The 14,915-nt window shown below is 41.2% G+C and carries 18 protein-coding genes; 7 read left to right on the top strand and 11 right to left on the bottom strand.

Annotated elements, in window-relative coordinates; all coding sequences use genetic code 11:
- Nucleotides 1-214: 214 nt before the first annotated feature.
- The 3 genes from IMZ31_RS02865 to IMZ31_RS02855 form a co-directional block, all read right to left on the bottom strand.
- Nucleotides 215-1,993 (bottom strand): ABC transporter ATP-binding protein, encoded by a 1,779-nt coding sequence (locus tag IMZ31_RS02865; protein ID WP_207529134.1) that lies wholly within the window; start codon nucleotides 1,991-1,993, stop codon nucleotides 215-217.
- 165 nt (nucleotides 1,994-2,158) lie between these two features.
- Nucleotides 2,159-2,689 carry a nucleoside tri-diphosphate phosphatase gene (locus IMZ31_RS02860; protein WP_036787395.1) on the bottom strand — a complete coding sequence of 177 codons (531 nt, stop codon included), beginning with the start codon at nucleotides 2,687-2,689 and terminating at the stop codon, nucleotides 2,159-2,161.
- Nucleotides 2,690-2,986: 297 nt separating this feature from the next.
- The gene (locus IMZ31_RS02855) at nucleotides 2,987-3,184 is read right to left on the bottom strand and encodes a gamma-type small acid-soluble spore protein (protein ID WP_036787397.1); all 198 of its coding nucleotides are present in this window, start codon (nucleotides 3,182-3,184) and stop codon (nucleotides 2,987-2,989) included.
- 149 nt (nucleotides 3,185-3,333) lie between these two features.
- On the opposite strand from IMZ31_RS02855, the gene IMZ31_RS02850 reads away from it, so the two are divergent.
- Nucleotides 3,334-3,558: a hypothetical protein gene (locus tag IMZ31_RS02850; protein ID WP_188655159.1), complete on the top strand. Its 225-nt coding sequence runs from the start codon at nucleotides 3,334-3,336 to the stop codon at nucleotides 3,556-3,558.
- Nucleotides 3,559-3,676: 118 nt separating this feature from the next.
- On the opposite strand, the gene mutY is transcribed toward IMZ31_RS02850, so the two are convergent.
- Nucleotides 3,677-4,729, bottom strand: a complete 1,053-nt coding sequence (gene mutY, locus IMZ31_RS02845) for an A/G-specific adenine glycosylase (protein ID WP_207530282.1) — start codon at nucleotides 4,727-4,729, stop codon at nucleotides 3,677-3,679.
- 92 nt (nucleotides 4,730-4,821) lie between these two features.
- Here mutY and IMZ31_RS02840 point away from each other — a divergent pair, with 92 nt between their 5' ends.
- Entirely contained in the window at nucleotides 4,822-5,802 is a 981-nt protein-coding gene (locus IMZ31_RS02840; RefSeq protein ID WP_207529133.1) for a metal-dependent hydrolase, read from the top strand.
- 78 nt (nucleotides 5,803-5,880) lie between these two features.
- Here IMZ31_RS02840 and IMZ31_RS02835 read toward each other — a convergent pair whose 3' ends face one another.
- Nucleotides 5,881-6,147 carry a YfhJ family protein gene (locus IMZ31_RS02835; RefSeq protein WP_036787406.1) on the bottom strand — a complete coding sequence of 89 codons (267 nt, stop codon included), beginning with the start codon at nucleotides 6,145-6,147 and terminating at the stop codon, nucleotides 5,881-5,883.
- Nucleotides 6,148-6,286: 139 nt separating this feature from the next.
- Between IMZ31_RS02835 and sspK the strand changes: the two genes are divergently transcribed.
- Nucleotides 6,287-6,445 (top strand): small acid-soluble spore protein K, encoded by a 159-nt coding sequence (sspK, locus tag IMZ31_RS02830; RefSeq protein ID WP_036787409.1) that lies wholly within the window; start codon nucleotides 6,287-6,289, stop codon nucleotides 6,443-6,445.
- A 12-nt stretch (nucleotides 6,446-6,457) separates the two neighbouring features.
- A complete protein-coding gene (locus IMZ31_RS02825; protein ID WP_207529132.1) occupies nucleotides 6,458-6,631 on the top strand; it encodes a YpzG family protein in 174 nt (57 codons plus the stop codon).
- A 122-nt stretch (nucleotides 6,632-6,753) separates the two neighbouring features.
- Here the strand turns inward: IMZ31_RS02825 and IMZ31_RS02820 are convergent, their stop codons facing one another.
- The 4 genes from IMZ31_RS02820 to glcT all read right to left on the bottom strand — a co-directional run bounded on the left by IMZ31_RS02820 (nucleotide 6,754) and on the right by glcT (nucleotide 10,925).
- The gene (locus tag IMZ31_RS02820) at nucleotides 6,754-7,353 is read right to left on the bottom strand and encodes a TetR/AcrR family transcriptional regulator (protein ID WP_207529131.1); all 600 of its coding nucleotides are present in this window, start codon (nucleotides 7,351-7,353) and stop codon (nucleotides 6,754-6,756) included.
- 220 nt (nucleotides 7,354-7,573) lie between these two features.
- Nucleotides 7,574-7,840: a phosphocarrier protein HPr gene (locus IMZ31_RS02815; protein ID WP_036787411.1), complete on the bottom strand. Its 267-nt coding sequence runs from the start codon at nucleotides 7,838-7,840 to the stop codon at nucleotides 7,574-7,576.
- Nucleotides 7,841-7,858: 18 nt separating this feature from the next.
- The gene (gene ptsG / locus IMZ31_RS02810) at nucleotides 7,859-9,886 is read right to left on the bottom strand and encodes a glucose-specific PTS transporter subunit IIBC (RefSeq protein WP_207529130.1); all 2,028 of its coding nucleotides are present in this window, start codon (nucleotides 9,884-9,886) and stop codon (nucleotides 7,859-7,861) included.
- A gap of 199 nt (nucleotides 9,887-10,085) precedes the next feature.
- Nucleotides 10,086-10,925, bottom strand: coding sequence for a glucose PTS transporter transcription antiterminator GlcT (glcT, locus tag IMZ31_RS02805; RefSeq protein WP_207529129.1), 840 nt, complete (start codon nucleotides 10,923-10,925; stop codon nucleotides 10,086-10,088).
- A gap of 157 nt (nucleotides 10,926-11,082) precedes the next feature.
- On the opposite strand from glcT, the gene IMZ31_RS02800 reads away from it, so the two are divergent.
- On the top strand, nucleotides 11,083-11,880 hold the full coding sequence (locus IMZ31_RS02800; RefSeq protein ID WP_207529128.1) for an HAD family hydrolase: 798 nt from the start codon (nucleotides 11,083-11,085) through the stop codon (nucleotides 11,878-11,880).
- Between the two features lie 47 nt (nucleotides 11,881-11,927).
- Here IMZ31_RS02800 and IMZ31_RS02795 read toward each other — a convergent pair whose 3' ends face one another.
- Complete coding sequence (locus tag IMZ31_RS02795) at nucleotides 11,928-12,278, bottom strand: YfhH family protein (RefSeq protein WP_207529127.1); 351 nt, start codon at nucleotides 12,276-12,278, stop codon at nucleotides 11,928-11,930.
- Nucleotides 12,279-12,360: 82 nt separating this feature from the next.
- On the opposite strand from IMZ31_RS02795, the gene IMZ31_RS02790 reads away from it, so the two are divergent.
- Nucleotides 12,361-13,020: an SDR family NAD(P)-dependent oxidoreductase gene (locus tag IMZ31_RS02790; RefSeq protein WP_207529126.1), complete on the top strand. Its 660-nt coding sequence runs from the start codon at nucleotides 12,361-12,363 to the stop codon at nucleotides 13,018-13,020.
- Nucleotides 13,021-13,070: 50 nt separating this feature from the next.
- On the opposite strand, the gene recX is transcribed toward IMZ31_RS02790, so the two are convergent.
- Nucleotides 13,071-13,886: a recombination regulator RecX gene (gene recX, locus IMZ31_RS02785; RefSeq protein ID WP_207529125.1), complete on the bottom strand. Its 816-nt coding sequence runs from the start codon at nucleotides 13,884-13,886 to the stop codon at nucleotides 13,071-13,073.
- A 119-nt stretch (nucleotides 13,887-14,005) separates the two neighbouring features.
- Here recX and IMZ31_RS02780 point away from each other — a divergent pair, with 119 nt between their 5' ends.
- Entirely contained in the window at nucleotides 14,006-14,911 is a 906-nt protein-coding gene (locus IMZ31_RS02780) for a TIGR01777 family oxidoreductase (RefSeq protein ID WP_207529124.1), read from the top strand.
- The last annotated feature ends 4 nt before the right edge of the window (nucleotides 14,912-14,915 follow it).

Below are 14,915 nucleotides of genomic sequence, written 5' to 3'. Positions count from 1 at the left end.
CCATTAACGCAAGGGCTTGCTGTGGGACGACGAGACTCCCGCGGGGTAAGGAGCCTAGGTAAGACCCCGGACGGAGCGTCAGCGAAGGAGGAGGCTTACCAGCTCCCCGCAGGAAAGCGAGTTGTCCCACAGCAAGCCCTATCCCCCAATCGGTAACGGACCCCTTAAACATAAAAAAGAGAGGAGCCGCGCAGTGCGGTTCCTCTTCTTCTTTTTATGTTCCTAAATATTCAGTTTCAGGTTCAGCGTCATCCAGTTGCTGTACTTGATAGAGATCGTAATACGCACCCTTTTTATTCATCAACTCTTCATGACTACCAACTTCCTTAATCTCACCATCGGCTAACAACACAATGCGATTAGCGTGAGTGATTGTTGATAAGCGGTGAGCAACGATAAAGGTCGTTCTGTCTGCAGCGAGTTTTTCTAAGGCCTCTTGTATTAAATGCTCACTTTCAAGGTCTAGTGCGGATGTTGCTTCGTCTAAGATTAACAGAGGTGGATTCTTTAAGAATACGCGCGCAATGGCTACACGCTGCTTCTGTCCTCCTGATAATTTGACGCCTCTTTCCCCTACAGTGGTGTCATACCCATAAGGCAAGCTCATAATGAAATCATGAGCATTGGCCGCTTTGGCTGCTTCGATCATCTCATCATCTGAAGCATCAGGGTTCCCCATTTTAATATTCATCGCAATCGATTCACTAAACAAAATGTTATCCTGCAGAACCATACCAATCTTATCACGAAGTGTACGAGCTTCTACATCTCGTATATCTTTTCCATCAATCTTAATACTTCCTGATTCTACATCATAAAAGCGCGGTAGAAGGCTGATGAGGGTCGATTTTCCTCCACCACTCATCCCAACAAGCGCAATCGTTTCCCCTTTTTTTACGTTTAGAGAAAGATCCTTGAGCACAAGACTTTCATCTTCATCGTAACGGAAAGAGATACGGTCAAATTCCACATCACCGTGAACGCGGTCGAGCTTCTCTGCCCCTTCCTTATCTTTTATATCATACGTTTCATCCATGAATTCGAATACTCTGTCCATCGATGCTAACGATTGAGTTAGAACCGTTGAAGAGCTTACAAGTCTACGAAGCGGGCTGTAAACCCGTTCCATGTAACCAATAAACGCGACCATCGTACCAATTTGAATATTACCTTGGATAACAAAGTAACCTGCAAACCCAATCACGATAAGTGGTGCGATATCAGTAATCGTGGACGTTACGCTGAACGTCTTCGCATTCCAGCTTGTATGACTAAGTGCTTTATTCAAGAAGTTTCTATTCTGAACAGTGAATTGCTCCTGTTCGTAATCTTCAAGAGCGAAACTCCTCACAACCGGCATCCCCTGCACTCTTTCATGCAAGTGTCCTTGTACTTGAGCCAAAGCTTGAGAACGATCTCTTGTTAACCTTCGTAATTTAGAATAGAAGAATTTAATAGCAAATCCGTAAAGTGGAAACAGAGAAATCGAAACGAGTGTTAACCAAACATCCATATAAAGCATGATACCAATGGCAATGACAATGGTAATCATATCTAGCCATATATTCATAAGCCCTGTCATAACGAAGTTCTTCGTTTGTTCGACATCATGAATGACACGAGATATAACTTCCCCAGTCTTTGTTTTAGAATAAAAGCGTAAGCTAAGCCGTTGAATATGATCAAATAATTTCTCTCGAATATCAAATAGAATACTGTTTCCCACCCACTGAGCAAGATATTGCCTGAAATACTCAACAGGCGGTCGAATTACAGCAAATACAATAAAAGCTCCTCCCATGAGCCACAGCAGTTGATCGATTTGTTCTGTCTGGGTCATGTCAGGGTTGTTAAGGATTGAATCAATTACATATTTAGATAACAGCGGAATCAATAGCGGAATACCGAATTTCACTATTCCGATTGACACCGTTAATACAATTTTCCATTTATATGGCTTCACAAAATTCATATAGCGCTTCACGCTACCCATGGTGTCACCTCTTTCTCTATGTTGTTGAAAAAACGTTCCCCTACTTCAAGAACAAGATATCAACAAAGTAGTCATTCTGATCGTGCAAAAACCATTCAACGAACATAAAAGGGGACAATCCCACAACTTGCTGGGATCCGTCCCCTTTTAGGACATTTCTTGTACTTACGATAAGTAGGTTAAATAACGTTCATACCATTGATCTATAAATTCCGGTGAGAATGGCCCTTTTCTTTGCCTTACCCAACGAAGCAAATGATTCACATTATTTTTTAGAATGTGGTCTAAAACACCGGGATAGTTCATATCTTCACGATGGATTTCATACTCATCCTCATCTAACAGGATATGCGTATAATCCGGGAACACTTTAACATCAAGGTCATAATCAATGTACTTAATCGCTCCTTCATCATAAACGAAGGGAGAGCTGATATTGCAATAATAATAAACCCCGTCGTTTCGAAGCATGCCAATAATGTTAAACCAATACTTCGAATGAAAATAACAAATGGCTGGTTCCCTTGTTACCCAGGTACGACCATCACTTTCGGTTACCCTGGTTTTATCATTGGCACCGATGACCACATTATTCGTACCCTTCAAGATGGTGGTGCTATCCCACACTCGGTGCAACTGACCATTATGCTTGTAGCTATGAATTTGTATATGTTGACCCGGCTTTGGGACTGACATGAAATCTCCCTTTCTCCTCTATTCGCACGACCTTTATTTATAAAATTCTATATCTTTCCTTCATATTATTATAACGATAACAAGGGACGATTGGAAATAATAAAACCATATTAAAGAGCGAGAAAGGGATTTTTATTTATAATATGTATAAAAAGAGTACCCCCTAAGCTACTCTTCCGTAGGTTCCTGGCCGATTAGGCTAAGGAAAACTAGGGGGAGAGATCTTTTCAGGGATACTCTTCTTCTTAGGAAGTCGTTAGAATTCGGGGGTTACGACCGCCAAGTATAGTGTTGCTGTTATTGTTTCTTTTGAGCAGACTTTTGGTTTTGTTGTTTCACGTGTTGTACGTCTGTTTTACCTTGACCTTGAGCAAATTCTGTACCATATTGCCCTTGTCCTTGTGCAGACTGTTGGTTTTGCTGTTTCACGTGATCAACACTTGTACCTGAAGCTGTTTTGTTTGCTTGCTGCTGTTGGTTTTGTTTTTTAGCCAACTTAATCACCTCCGCAACAACTAGATTGTGCAGAAATCGTTAAAGCTATTCCACGAATTTATATTCCATTAAAATCCATTTATCACAACAGCCTATCGGTATAGGTGACGTTCCAAATGCCCATCCTATATATATGGGAGGGATCAAATATGTATATCGGTAGAGATATGACCGAACTCACAATGACAAAAAAAGACGATTGGCGTGAAGATGAACTCGTTTATTTTCAACATGCTTTAAGTCAGATGGTTCCTTACCTTAACTCTGAAGGAACCACCATCCTCAGAGAAATTAATCAAGAAATCCAAAACCGCGGCGGCTTCCAAAGACGAGAAGCCACGTGGACATCTGGAACAAAACCAATCGTTGATTAATACAAAAGCGAAAGCACCCGTTTAGCAACGTACAGACTGGACTGAACCCGAGTAGAGATCAAGGAAACTCTAGATTTAAAGGAAAAAAACTGCCCCCATTAAAGGGGCAGTTCTCTTCCTATAGATGTTTATGAACTTTTTGGTGGGAAACCGGAAACGGTAACTCCTCTAGTTCCTCTTTTGTAGAAAAACGAGCTTCTTTAGATTCTAGCTCTCCTTTTGCTGTAGCGGTAACCACTTCCATATCCCAAATAACGTGGGAGAAGGTGTGTTTGATTTGATCAACGGTGTTCATTAAATCAATTTCCAAACCATAATGGTCTTTTACCCAATCGACGACTTTTTCTCGGTCTACTTGCTGCATCGGTACCATAGGAAATTGCCATAGATTAGCGAGCAGTCCGTTATCAGGACGTTTTTCAACTACATATCGTCCTTCTTGATCTTTTAGAACCAGTGTCATATAAGGAAGTCGTTTCTGCTTTTTTTTAGAAGACTTAATAGGCAACTCGGTTTCTTTCCCCTGATGGAAAGCTCGACAATGAGAGCGTACCGGACACAGAAGACAAGATGGGCTCTTAGGTGTGCACACAAGAGCGCCTAACTCCATTAAACCTTGATTGAAAGCAGATGGATCTTCTTTTGATATTAACTCTCGTATAAGCGATTCAAAAATCTTTCTTGTGGCTGGCTTGGCAATATCTTCTTCAATCATCAAAATACGGGACAACACACGCATAACATTTCCATCCACAGCAGGAGATGGAAGGTCATAGGCAATACTTAAGATCGCCCCACGAGTATAAGGCCCTACACCTTTTAAGGAACCAAGTTCTTTTTCATCATTTGGCACCTTGCCATCGTAGGATTCTACTACTTCACGGACGGCTGTTTGCAAATTACGTGCACGGGAATAGTAACCTAAGCCCTCCCATGCTTTTAATACTTCTTGCTCTTCAGCATAAGCAAGAGCTTCTGGAGTCGGGAATTTCTCTAAAAAGTTTTGGAAGTATGGAATTACCGTATCAACCCTTGTTTGTTGGAGCATAATTTCAGATACCCACACACGATAAGGGTCCTGGTTCTCACGCCAAGGGAGTATTCGTTGTTCAGCTCGGAACCACTCGATTAAATCATGGCGAAAGGCTTCTATATCAAAGCCTTCGAGCATATTGTAAGTTGGTTCATTTTTCACAATTGTTCACCCTTTTGTTACAATAAAGTTATCTAAAAAATCGAAGAGAGTCTACAAGGAGGCTTAAGATGGACACTGGTACCCATGTTGTTATGGGAGTTGCTTTAGGAGGACTAGCTACGCTAGATCCTGCTGTACAAAGCGATCCGGCCCTATTCAATGCCGTTTTCATTGGCGTAATGGCTGGTTCTCAAGCTCCCGACCTCGATACTGTTAACAAACTTCGCAATAATGCAGTCTATATTCGTCACCATCGGGGGATTACCCATTCAATGCCAGCTGTTGCTTTATGGGGGATTTCAATCGCAGCATTAATTTATGCGTTCTTCCCTCAGGTGGATTTCCTTCATTTATGGTTATGGACTTTCTTCGCCGTTATTCTGCACGTATTTGTTGATGTATTTAACGCATACGGCACGCAAGCATACAGACCATTCTCAAATAGATGGGTTGCCTACGGGATTATTAACACGTTTGATCCGTATATTTTTGGTCTTCATATTGTTGGCATCATCGCCTGGGCACTCGGTGCTGATCCTGGAATAACCTTTCTCATCGTTTGGTTTGTACTCGTCCTTTATTATCTTAAACGATATTTCACTAAACGTGAAATGGTAAATAAAATCAAGAATCATTATGATCATGTTGAGCAAATCGTGACTTCCCCTACCATTCGATATAATAAGTGGCGACTAGCTATCACAACGATGGATAAGTTTTATGTTGGTCGGGCTGAGAACGGGGAAATTGAAATACTGGATGAATTCATGCGTAAACCACTTCCTGATTTACCTGTTATGCAAAAAGCCATTGAAGATGAAAACATGGACGCCTTTCTTTCCTTCTCCCCTGTATACCGCTGGGAGATTGACGAATACGATGATTACACGGAGGTACGGTTGATTGACTTGCGTTACCGGTCCAATGAACGCTACCCGTTCGTGGCTGTCGTGACATTAGATGACGATCTAAATATTTTATCTTCTTATACGGGGTGGATCTTCTCAGAAGAAAAGTTACAGAAGAAGTTAGACATCTTACCGACATGAAAGGATGAAAAAGACACGGAATAGCTATTCCGTGTCTTTTACTCATATCCGAAAACAATGTATGTTCTCTATCCTTCATTAGTGCAATTGTTGATCATCATTGAATAAGTGCTGGTAACGGGGGTTCTGACTCATAAAGTCATGAAGACGAGAACCATAGCTGTTAATCCATTGCATAACAATCTGCTCTGTCATCTGTTTTCCCTCATATTCACGCCCAGCTTTGGCTCTTGTTGTTTCAAAATCTTCCCACAAGTACTCTACCCAAATCCTCGCTTGGTACATGCTTAGTTTATCATTTTCTTCACAAAGACGATTCGCTAATCGATCGAAAATATCTTCCATGGTATTCACCTCTTTTACTTCCAACAATCTGTCCTTCATTGTATCACATAGCTTAGGCTTACATGCACATACTATGCTTACACCACTTCAAAGAACTTGTTCTTTGAGAGGTGTAAGAGATGACTCAGGAGGGATTAGAATGGTAAGAAATAAAACCGTGGGATTTCCTGAGAAAAAGCCAAATGGTGAAGCACGCGCTAAGTCTGAATACGGAGCTAAACGTGCAAACGGCACCATTAACACGCGCCCACAAGAACGAGCGCGCAAATCTTCCCAACGCGATCACACAAATTTCTAGGAGGGACCTGTCGTGGCCAATAAATCAGAGAAACGTGAAGATAAACGTTTTTTCAAGAATTTATACAGTGACCCTTTCCAATCTCCACGAGCTAGTGCGAAACACGCTTTCGATCAAGTAAATGGAGAGACCCAACAATCTCAATCCGAAATCATCACCAAAGTCCAGATGCGCAAGCGCAGCTAAACCTGGACAAGAACCAAATACTCTAACGCTTTAAAAGAACAAAGGGTGTCTGACACCCTGCTGTACTTTACAGCGATAAAGAGTGTGTATGAGTGAGGCGAGCCTTTATGGGCTCGTCTTTCTTATGTGAGTACAAACTGTAATTTCTTCCTGATTCCGTTGTTAAGCTGCTCTCTAGAATGATTAGGCTGATATATATAAACTAGGAACTCAAAAGCTAATACACTGTAAATAATTTCTCCTGCTTGAACAGAATCAAATTCTTCCTCAAGGCACCCTTTATCTTTCAGATCATCTAAAAACGCAATTAAATCATCAACGAACATAAAATCCATTTGGACGAACTTGTTCATCAGCCCTGGTTTCTTCTTCATAAGACTTAAACTCCACGACATCATTTCTTTAAACATTTTCTTACCAAACACCATATAACGATCCAAACGCTTCATGATATAATCGTATACAATGTCTGCTACGGCCATATTTAGATCGATTTGCTCGAGTTCTTGTGCATCCTCTTCCTCAAGAGAAAAACCTTCTATCATAAGCTCTATTACGAAGTCACCTTTTGATTTGAACATCCCTACAAACTGTTTCTCAGAAAGGTTTGCTTCTTCTGCAATCTCCTTCATAGTTACTTCTTCATATCCACGCTCGATAAACAGTTGTGTTGCACAGTTATATATTTCTTCTTTCCTCGCATCATCCTGAAACCCTCTCATGTTCCCACTCCCATTCCTTCCAATCTAACTCCATTGTAGAAAATCCCCACCCCCAACACAAGTAGACCCAAGGGGACTTTCCCCAACTAAAGCGTGCCAGACACCCTGCTTTTCTCTACAGCACTAAAGGGTGTCTGACACGCTTTCACACTCTACCACGATAGAGGGGAGTGCATAAGAAAAACCAGCATCGTAGAGATGCTGGTTTTTGGTTTGGTTATTATTCGCCTAGTTCTTGGTTTTTAACAACGTCGATGATTGCTTTAAGTGCTGCATCTTCGTCGCTACCTTCAGCTTTGAATGTTACTTCTGCGCCTGAAGGAATTCCTAGAGACATGATACCCATGATTGATTTTAGGTTTACACTTTTACCGTTGTAGTCAAGGGTAACGTCTGCTTCGTATTTACCTGCTTCTTGAACAAGTACTGTTGCTGGGCGTGCGTGCACACCGTCTTTTGCTGTAATTTTCACTGTTTGTTCTGCCATGAAAAATCTCTCCTTTTATTAAATTGAAATAATATCCTCTTGTCCTTGTGAGACAGTGCCTTCTGCGTTGATCTTCACAGCTTGTCCTTCTCCAAGGTTTGTAAATACAATTGGAGTGACAATGGATGGTACTTTCTCTTGAACAGATGCAATATCAACTTTCAATAAAGTTTGACCTTGCTTAATTTCATCACCTTCTGAAACAAATGCTTCGAATCCTTCACCTTTAAGGGTAACGGTATCGATTCCAAAGTGGATAAGTACTTCTGTTCCATCTTCAGCTTGTAAACCAAGAGCATGTTTCGTTGGGAAGACATTTAGTACTTTACCGTTGATCGGTGAAACAATCTCACCATCAGATGGAAGAATTGCAAAGCCGTCCCCCATCATTTTACCTGAAAATACGTCATCTGGCACGTCTGAAATCGGCATAATTTCACCTTTTAGAGGACTCACAAAGCTAAATTCACCTACTGGGGTATCACAAGCTTCTTCTGTAGTCGGTTCTTCAGGCTTCTCTTCCGGTTTTCGAGGCACTTTGCCATCAATAATATCTTGAATCTGGCCTCTTATTGAGTCAGAAGCAGGGCCGTAAATGGCTTGAATATTATTACCAACTTCCATTACACCTGATGCGCCATTCTTTTTCAAGCGTTCTTTATCAACTTTCCCTTTATCGTCCACAGATACTCGTAAACGAGTGATACAAGCATCTAAATATGTGATATTTTCTTCTCCACCTAGAGCTTCAAGAATGTTATAAGGTTTTTCACTTACTTCTATTTGTTCTCCGTCATCGTCGGATTCATCTTCACGCCCCGGAGTAGCCAGGTTAAATTTCAGAATAGCCCAACGGAAACCGAAGTAATAAATAACCGCAAATACTGCCCCTACCGGTAGTACAAGCCACCAGTCAGTTTTATTTTGAAGAACTCCAAATAGTAAGAAGTCAATTAAACCACCAGAGAACGTCATCCCGATCTTAACTTGCAAGATCTCCATTACCATAAATGATAAACCAGCGAAGACCGCGTGCACCGCAAATAATAATGGTGCCACAAATAGGAATGAGAATTCAAGTGGCTCTGTAATACCTGTTAAGAAAGATGTTAAAGCTGCAGAGGCCATAATTCCTCCAACAACTGCTTTTCGTTCAGGTTTGGCTGTATGATAAATCGCTAGTGCTGCTGCTGGAAGACCGAACATCATGAACGGGAACTTACCTGTCATAAAGGTACCAGCCGTTAATTCTACATTGTCTTTTAACTGTGCAAAGAAGATCTGTTGGTCACCACGAACAATTTCCCCTGCCTGAGTTGTATAGGTTCCAAACTCAAACCAAAATGGTGAATAGAAAATGTGATGCAATCCAAACGGAATAAGAGAACGTTCAATAAGTCCAAACACAAACGCTGAAATTACTCGGTTTTGATTCAACATTAGGTGCGAGAACGCATTAAGTCCATCTTGAATTGGTGGCCAAACGAAGACCATCGCAATACCCACGAATAATGAAGTAAAGGCCGTCACAATTGGTACGAAACGTTTACCAGCGAAGAACCCTAAATATTGCGGGAGTTCGATATTAAAGAAGCGCTTGTATAAGAGGGCCGCTATGACACCTATTATAATACCTCCAAATACCCCCGTCTGTAAGGTCGGTATTCCTAGGACCTGACCGTATGCGGCACTGTTTTCTGCCATTTTAGGTGTTACTTGTTCAATCGTCCCCATCGTAACATTCATAATGAGGTAACCGATGATGGCAGCTAGTCCTGCCGCACCTTCACCACCTGCTAAACCAATCGCAACTCCGACTGCAAAGAGCAAGGCTAAGTTTGCAAAGACAATATCACCTGCACTCGCCATTACTTCAGCAAGAAGCTGGAACCAATCAGCTTTAAGAGCAGGAAGACGCTCTAATAATGTATCATTCTGAAACGCTGTCCCAACCCCAAGTAGCAAACCGGCAGCAGGCAATAGCGCAACCGGAAGCATTAGAGCCTTACCAACTTTTTGTAATGTACCAAATGCTTGTTTAAACATTTTTGTTTCCTCCCCTTCATGAGTTTTGGAACAAAAGCTGCAAGCCCATTCACAAACGCTTTCATTTAAAGCATTAAAAAAGGCATGAGTAAAAAAAGACTTACAAATCTCCTTAAAGGTACACGTGACCCTTAGTATGATTTGTATTGTCTTTCCTTACTCATGCCTGATCGTGTCAGTAACACGTAAAGAATAACGTTTATGATGATTGCAAACGCTGTAAATGAATCGTTAAATAAACGATTTCAGCATCGTCAATAGGTTGTTTAAGCTTTTGTTGCATAATCTTAATCAACTTCCATGCTAAATTATAGCATACAGGATACTCATTTTTCAATAGGTTATCAAGTTTTGTTCTTTCTCCTACTTCTTCGCCTTTGTAAACGCGGTCAATCGCACGCCTTAAGTGCTGAACAAGTCGGTGAAAATCAATACTTTGGCGATCCAAATCAATCGAAAGCTCCTGTTCAATCATGTGCGTTAATTGCCTGATTAATTCTGAGTCGCGGCTAATTTGGGAGATTTCTTTATCTGTGATGGCACTGTGAATGTGCATCGCTATGAACCCAACTTCCCCTATTGGAAACTTAAAACCAAGCTGACGCTCAATCATATCAACAACCTCTATGGCAACCTCATGTTCTTTAGGATACAACGACTGGACCTCAATTAAAAAAGGATTATTAAACTCTAACCCTTCCTTCATCCGCTTAATCGCGAATGATAAGTGATCGGTTAACGCAATGTGAATGTGCTCATTTAAGGTACTGTCCATCCGCTTTTCAATATGTGATAAGAGATCGTCCATAAATCCAATAAATTCTTCCCCTACATAGGGTAAGAGCTGCTTGTAATTTTCTTGCATCACCTTATCTTCTAATAAAAACGTCTTCTCGACTTCACTCACATCTAGCGCCTCTCCATTTTTCTTGCCAAACCCAATCCCTTTTCCTATTAAAATGACTTCTTCATGAACAGGATGGATGGCTATGACAACATTATTGTTGAGTACTCTTTTGACCCTAGCTGAAGCTGGCATTCCCTCACCCCATTTCCACTCTTTTAACCAGTTATGTCTCTTTATCTTTATCATAACAGTCTTTACTATTTGTATAAAAACGCTTGCAAATTATAAAATAATTTTATGGTAAAATCAATCTTTGACCCCAATCCATATAATAGAAGGTGTGTTACATATGATAAAAATGCTTGTTCTTGATTTAGATGGAACAATTTTAAACTTTGAGAGAGAGGTGAGCCCCCGTGATATCGAAGCTATTAAAAGAATCATGGATCACGGTGTTCAATTAACCATTGCCACAGGCCGCCTCGATCACGAGATAGAAGCTGTCCTAGAGATGATGGACCTAAAAGGAAAAGCCAATCGTATCAGTCAAAACGGTGCTTTTGGTTACGACAAAGAAGGTCTCCACATTCACAGTCACACGTTTGATCCTACTCATGTCAAAGAGATCTTCCAAGCAGCTGTACATGATGAGTTAATTACAACAGTCTCTACAGAAAAAGACGTATATGTAAAAGAAGAAAGCGAAGGTCTTGAGGCTATGAAAAAGCGAATGTTCCGTCCAGTTATAATCGAGCCTAACTTGGCTGACCAGCTTGGAACAAATGTAGAACCATCTAAGATCTCTCTTCACGGAGCGAACATAACTCTTAAGCAAATGCAGCAAAGAATTGAAGAACAGTTCGGTCATCTTCTGGACACATTCATTTCGGATCCTGCCTGTCTTGACTTAATGCCAAAGAATATCAGCAAAGGAGCAGGAATTAAGCACCTTCTTGAATCATTTGATATACAACAAGAAGAAATTGCATGTGTCGGAGACTCCTTTAACGATTTATCTATGTTCAACTTAACCGAGCATAGCTTTGCAATGTCTCAGGCTGAACAAGCTGTAAAAGACCAAGCAAGTCACGTGGTTCCTTCTGTAGCCAAAGCGATTGAATCTATGTATGATCAAAGATTAGTCTAAATTAAAAAGTCCCGCCTAAAGGAGGAATTCCTTGTGCGGGACTTTTTCTATAATTGAACCCTTTCACCAAACATCGAAATAGGCATCGCTTCTTGCTCCTCAGAACCTTGAACATCTAAGCGCTCACCTTGTGAACTCAAGCGATATCCCCAGGCAAAAACACCGTTCATATATACAATCTCAAAGAAAATCCCCGGGTCTCCCTCGATCTCATAAACCTCCCCAACCTGATACTCGGCTGGGTTCATCATATATGATTTTGCCATAATAATTTTTCGCTGATGGACCGCATATTCATTTACCATTCCCATTTGTTCAGCTTTCCTAGCTTGCTCAGTAAGCTCAGCCACACGGTCTCGTAACTCTTCAATCGTCATATCGCTAAAACGTTTCTCCATGTTGACACCCCTTTCATTTACATTTTAGCAACGATTGGACACAATAGAAACTAGATTCTATTTAAAGAAAGGGAGTCATCACATGAGTTACATAGCCATAACAGGAGCCGGAACAGGGTTAGGAGCAGCTCTTGCCAAACAGTACGCTGCAAATGGCCATACCATTTACCTTCTAGGGAGAACAGAAGACCGACTACTTACCATTAAGCGCGAGATTGAGGAGAAAGCCGGAGAAGCAAGCGTTGTAATATGTGATGTAACGGATCCTTCTTCGGTCGAAGAAGCGATGACACAGATGCCTAAATTAGATGTTCTAATTAACAACGCAGGACTTGGTATTTTCGGCCCTGTTCAAGAGTTAACAACAACAGATATCAACCAAATGCTCAATACAAATGTGAAAGGTACCATTTATATGACCCAGACTGCTCTACCTCTTTTAACCGAATCAGGTGGCCGAATTTTAAACATTATCTCCACTGCTGGTCTTAGAGGAAAAGTAAACGAATCCGTCTATTGCGCTAGCAAGTTCGCCCAACGAGGCTTCACCGAGAGCCTGCAAAAAGAACTCGAAAACACCTCTGTTTCTGTAACAGCGGTATATATGGGTGGAATGAATACCCCATTTTGGGATGGAAGTGAGCACGTAGATAACCCAACAAAGCTCAAAGACCCTGCCACAGTAGCTCAAATCATCTTTGACCAGGATGACGGACGTCAAGAAATAAAAGTACCAAAGTAGAGATTAAGAAAAAGCTGCCTCACCTGTTCTCAAAGATGGCAGCTCTCCCTTTATTCTTCCGTCACATATTCTTCTAGGAATTGTTCAATTAACTCAAAAGGAAAACCTTTACGGTATAAGGCCCCTTTGATTTTATGCTTTAATTCATACCTTTCTGCCTTTGAAGCATACTTCCGAAGAGCTTTTTCTCCCTGGTGAACAACAGCCTCCCATTCGGCATCATTGTCTTTTTCCTCTTTCACATCTTCCATCGCAACTTTAATCACGTCTTGAGGAAATCCTTTTTGCATAAGGGTTTGTTGGACTTTTTGAATCTGCTGTTTGAACGACTTTTTTCCATCTAAACGAAGCTTCTTCTCTACCCATTTGCTTGCCTTTTCAACTTGGTCTTCATATGGATAGTGTTGAAGCGCATCTTCCGCTTCATTAGCTGTTAACCCTTTTTCAATCAGCTCTTTCTTCACAAGCATTGGACCTTTACTAGACGTATGAAGTCGTGTACGAACGAGAGCGACCGCAAATTCCTGATCATTAAGGAGTCCCTCTTTTACTAAACGGTCTACCACATAATCAATCTTATCCTCATCGTACTCTTTCTCTCTCATATAATTCCTCATCTCTTTCACAGAGCGCATTCGGTAGCTTAAGTAATTGAGAGCCAGGGAATACGCTTTGTGATAGCCGTCTTTTTCAACAAGAACTTCAATCGTTGGTTCATCAATTTCCTTCCCTTTACGAAGCATATATTCAATTAATATTTCTTCGTCAACACTAAAGGCGTAGGCTTCCCCTTCGCCTCGATCAAGGAAAATGTTATAGCGCTGCGTATTTTTCTTTTGCGTAGTTATTTTAGTGATTTTTGGCAACCATATTCACCTCTGTTTCATCTTATCACGAATAGAGGTATGACTCGTACATTCCTCTATCGCTTTTTCCAAAGAACTGATATAAACTAAAATTACCTATATTTGTAGGAGGGTTTCCAATGCGAATAGCCATTACCGGAGGAACAGGTTTTGTAGGAACACACATCACGAGACATTTTGTTCACCAAGGTCATGAAGTTTACGTTTTAACAAGAAATCCAGACAAACACCCTAATACGGATCAAGTAAAATATGTAGGCTGGTTAAAGGATGAATTTAAACCAGAAGAAGAACTTCCACCCTTAGACGGGATTGTGAATCTTGCTGGGGAGAATTTGAACAGTAGTCGCTGGACAGAAGAGACAAAACAAAGCATCATGAACAGCCGTATTGAAGCAACAGAAGCAGTATTAGACCTGATCAAAACGATGGAACACCCGCCGGGAGTACTTGTCAACGCATCCGCCGTAGGTTTTTACGGCACATCAAGAAGCGAAACATTTACAGAAGAGACAACAAAACCAGGTGATGACTTCCTAGCAAAAGTCGTAACAGAGTGGGAAAAGCGTGCGGAACAAGCGACAGATTATAACGTCCGCACCGTCTACTTACGCTTTGGAGTCATTCTTGGTGATGAAGGGGCTCTTCCGAAAATGGCCCTTCCCTATAAAATGATGGCTGGGGGCCCTGTTGGTGACGGGGAACAATGGATGTCGTGGATCCACATTCAAGACATCGTTGGGATGGTCGACTTTGCTTTAAACAACGAAAATGTTTCAGGACCAATGAATGCAACAGCTCCTGAGCCAAAACGGAACAAAGAGCTTGGTCAAACAATCGGGAAGGTACTAAACCGCCCTCACTGGCTACCTGTTCCTTCTCTCGCATTAAAAGGAGCACTTGGCGAAATGAGCATCCTCCTTCTACAAGGACAATACGTATATCCACAAAAAGCGCTAGAACTAGGCTATCAATTCAAATATGCAACGCTTGAACCAGCCTTACGCGATATTTTGTGCGATTAAAGAA

Source organism: Pontibacillus sp. ALD_SL1 (genome assembly GCF_017355605.1).
This window is presented reverse-complemented; position numbering and strand designations above follow the sequence as displayed.

What these genes read in the sequence shown, in the direction of transcription:
- IMZ31_RS02840 (WP_207529133.1), top strand. Translation starts at nt 4,822, where the DNA reads ATGGACACTGGTACCCATGTTGTTATGGGAGTTGCTTTAGGAGGACTA.
- IMZ31_RS02780 (WP_207529124.1), top strand. Translation starts at nt 14,006, where the DNA reads ATGCGAATAGCCATTACCGGAGGAACAGGTTTTGTAGGAACACACATC.
- glcT (WP_207529129.1), bottom strand. Translation starts at nt 10,925, where the DNA reads ATGCCAGCTTCAGCTAGGGTCAAAAGAGTACTCAACAATAATGTTGTC.
- IMZ31_RS02800 (WP_207529128.1), top strand. Translation starts at nt 11,083, where the DNA reads ATGATAAAAATGCTTGTTCTTGATTTAGATGGAACAATTTTAAACTTT.
- IMZ31_RS02815 (WP_036787411.1), bottom strand. Translation starts at nt 7,840, where the DNA reads ATGGCAGAACAAACAGTGAAAATTACAGCAAAAGACGGTGTGCACGCA.
- IMZ31_RS02790 (WP_207529126.1), top strand. Translation starts at nt 12,361, where the DNA reads ATGAGTTACATAGCCATAACAGGAGCCGGAACAGGGTTAGGAGCAGCT.
- IMZ31_RS02860 (WP_036787395.1), bottom strand. Translation starts at nt 2,689, where the DNA reads ATGTCAGTCCCAAAGCCGGGTCAACATATACAAATTCATAGCTACAAG.
- IMZ31_RS02820 (WP_207529131.1), bottom strand. Translation starts at nt 7,353, where the DNA reads ATGAGAGGGTTTCAGGATGATGCGAGGAAAGAAGAAATATATAACTGT.
- IMZ31_RS02850 (WP_188655159.1), top strand. Translation starts at nt 3,334, where the DNA reads ATGTATATCGGTAGAGATATGACCGAACTCACAATGACAAAAAAAGAC.
- IMZ31_RS02865 (WP_207529134.1), bottom strand. Translation starts at nt 1,993, where the DNA reads ATGGGTAGCGTGAAGCGCTATATGAATTTTGTGAAGCCATATAAATGG.
- mutY (WP_207530282.1), bottom strand. Translation starts at nt 4,729, where the DNA reads ATGCTCGAAGGCTTTGATATAGAAGCCTTTCGCCATGATTTAATCGAG.
- ptsG (WP_207529130.1), bottom strand. Translation starts at nt 9,886, where the DNA reads ATGTTTAAACAAGCATTTGGTACATTACAAAAAGTTGGTAAGGCTCTA.
- IMZ31_RS02835 (WP_036787406.1), bottom strand. Translation starts at nt 6,147, where the DNA reads ATGGAAGATATTTTCGATCGATTAGCGAATCGTCTTTGTGAAGAAAAT.
- sspK (WP_036787409.1), top strand. Translation starts at nt 6,287, where the DNA reads ATGGTAAGAAATAAAACCGTGGGATTTCCTGAGAAAAAGCCAAATGGT.
- IMZ31_RS02795 (WP_207529127.1), bottom strand. Translation starts at nt 12,278, where the DNA reads ATGGAGAAACGTTTTAGCGATATGACGATTGAAGAGTTACGAGACCGT.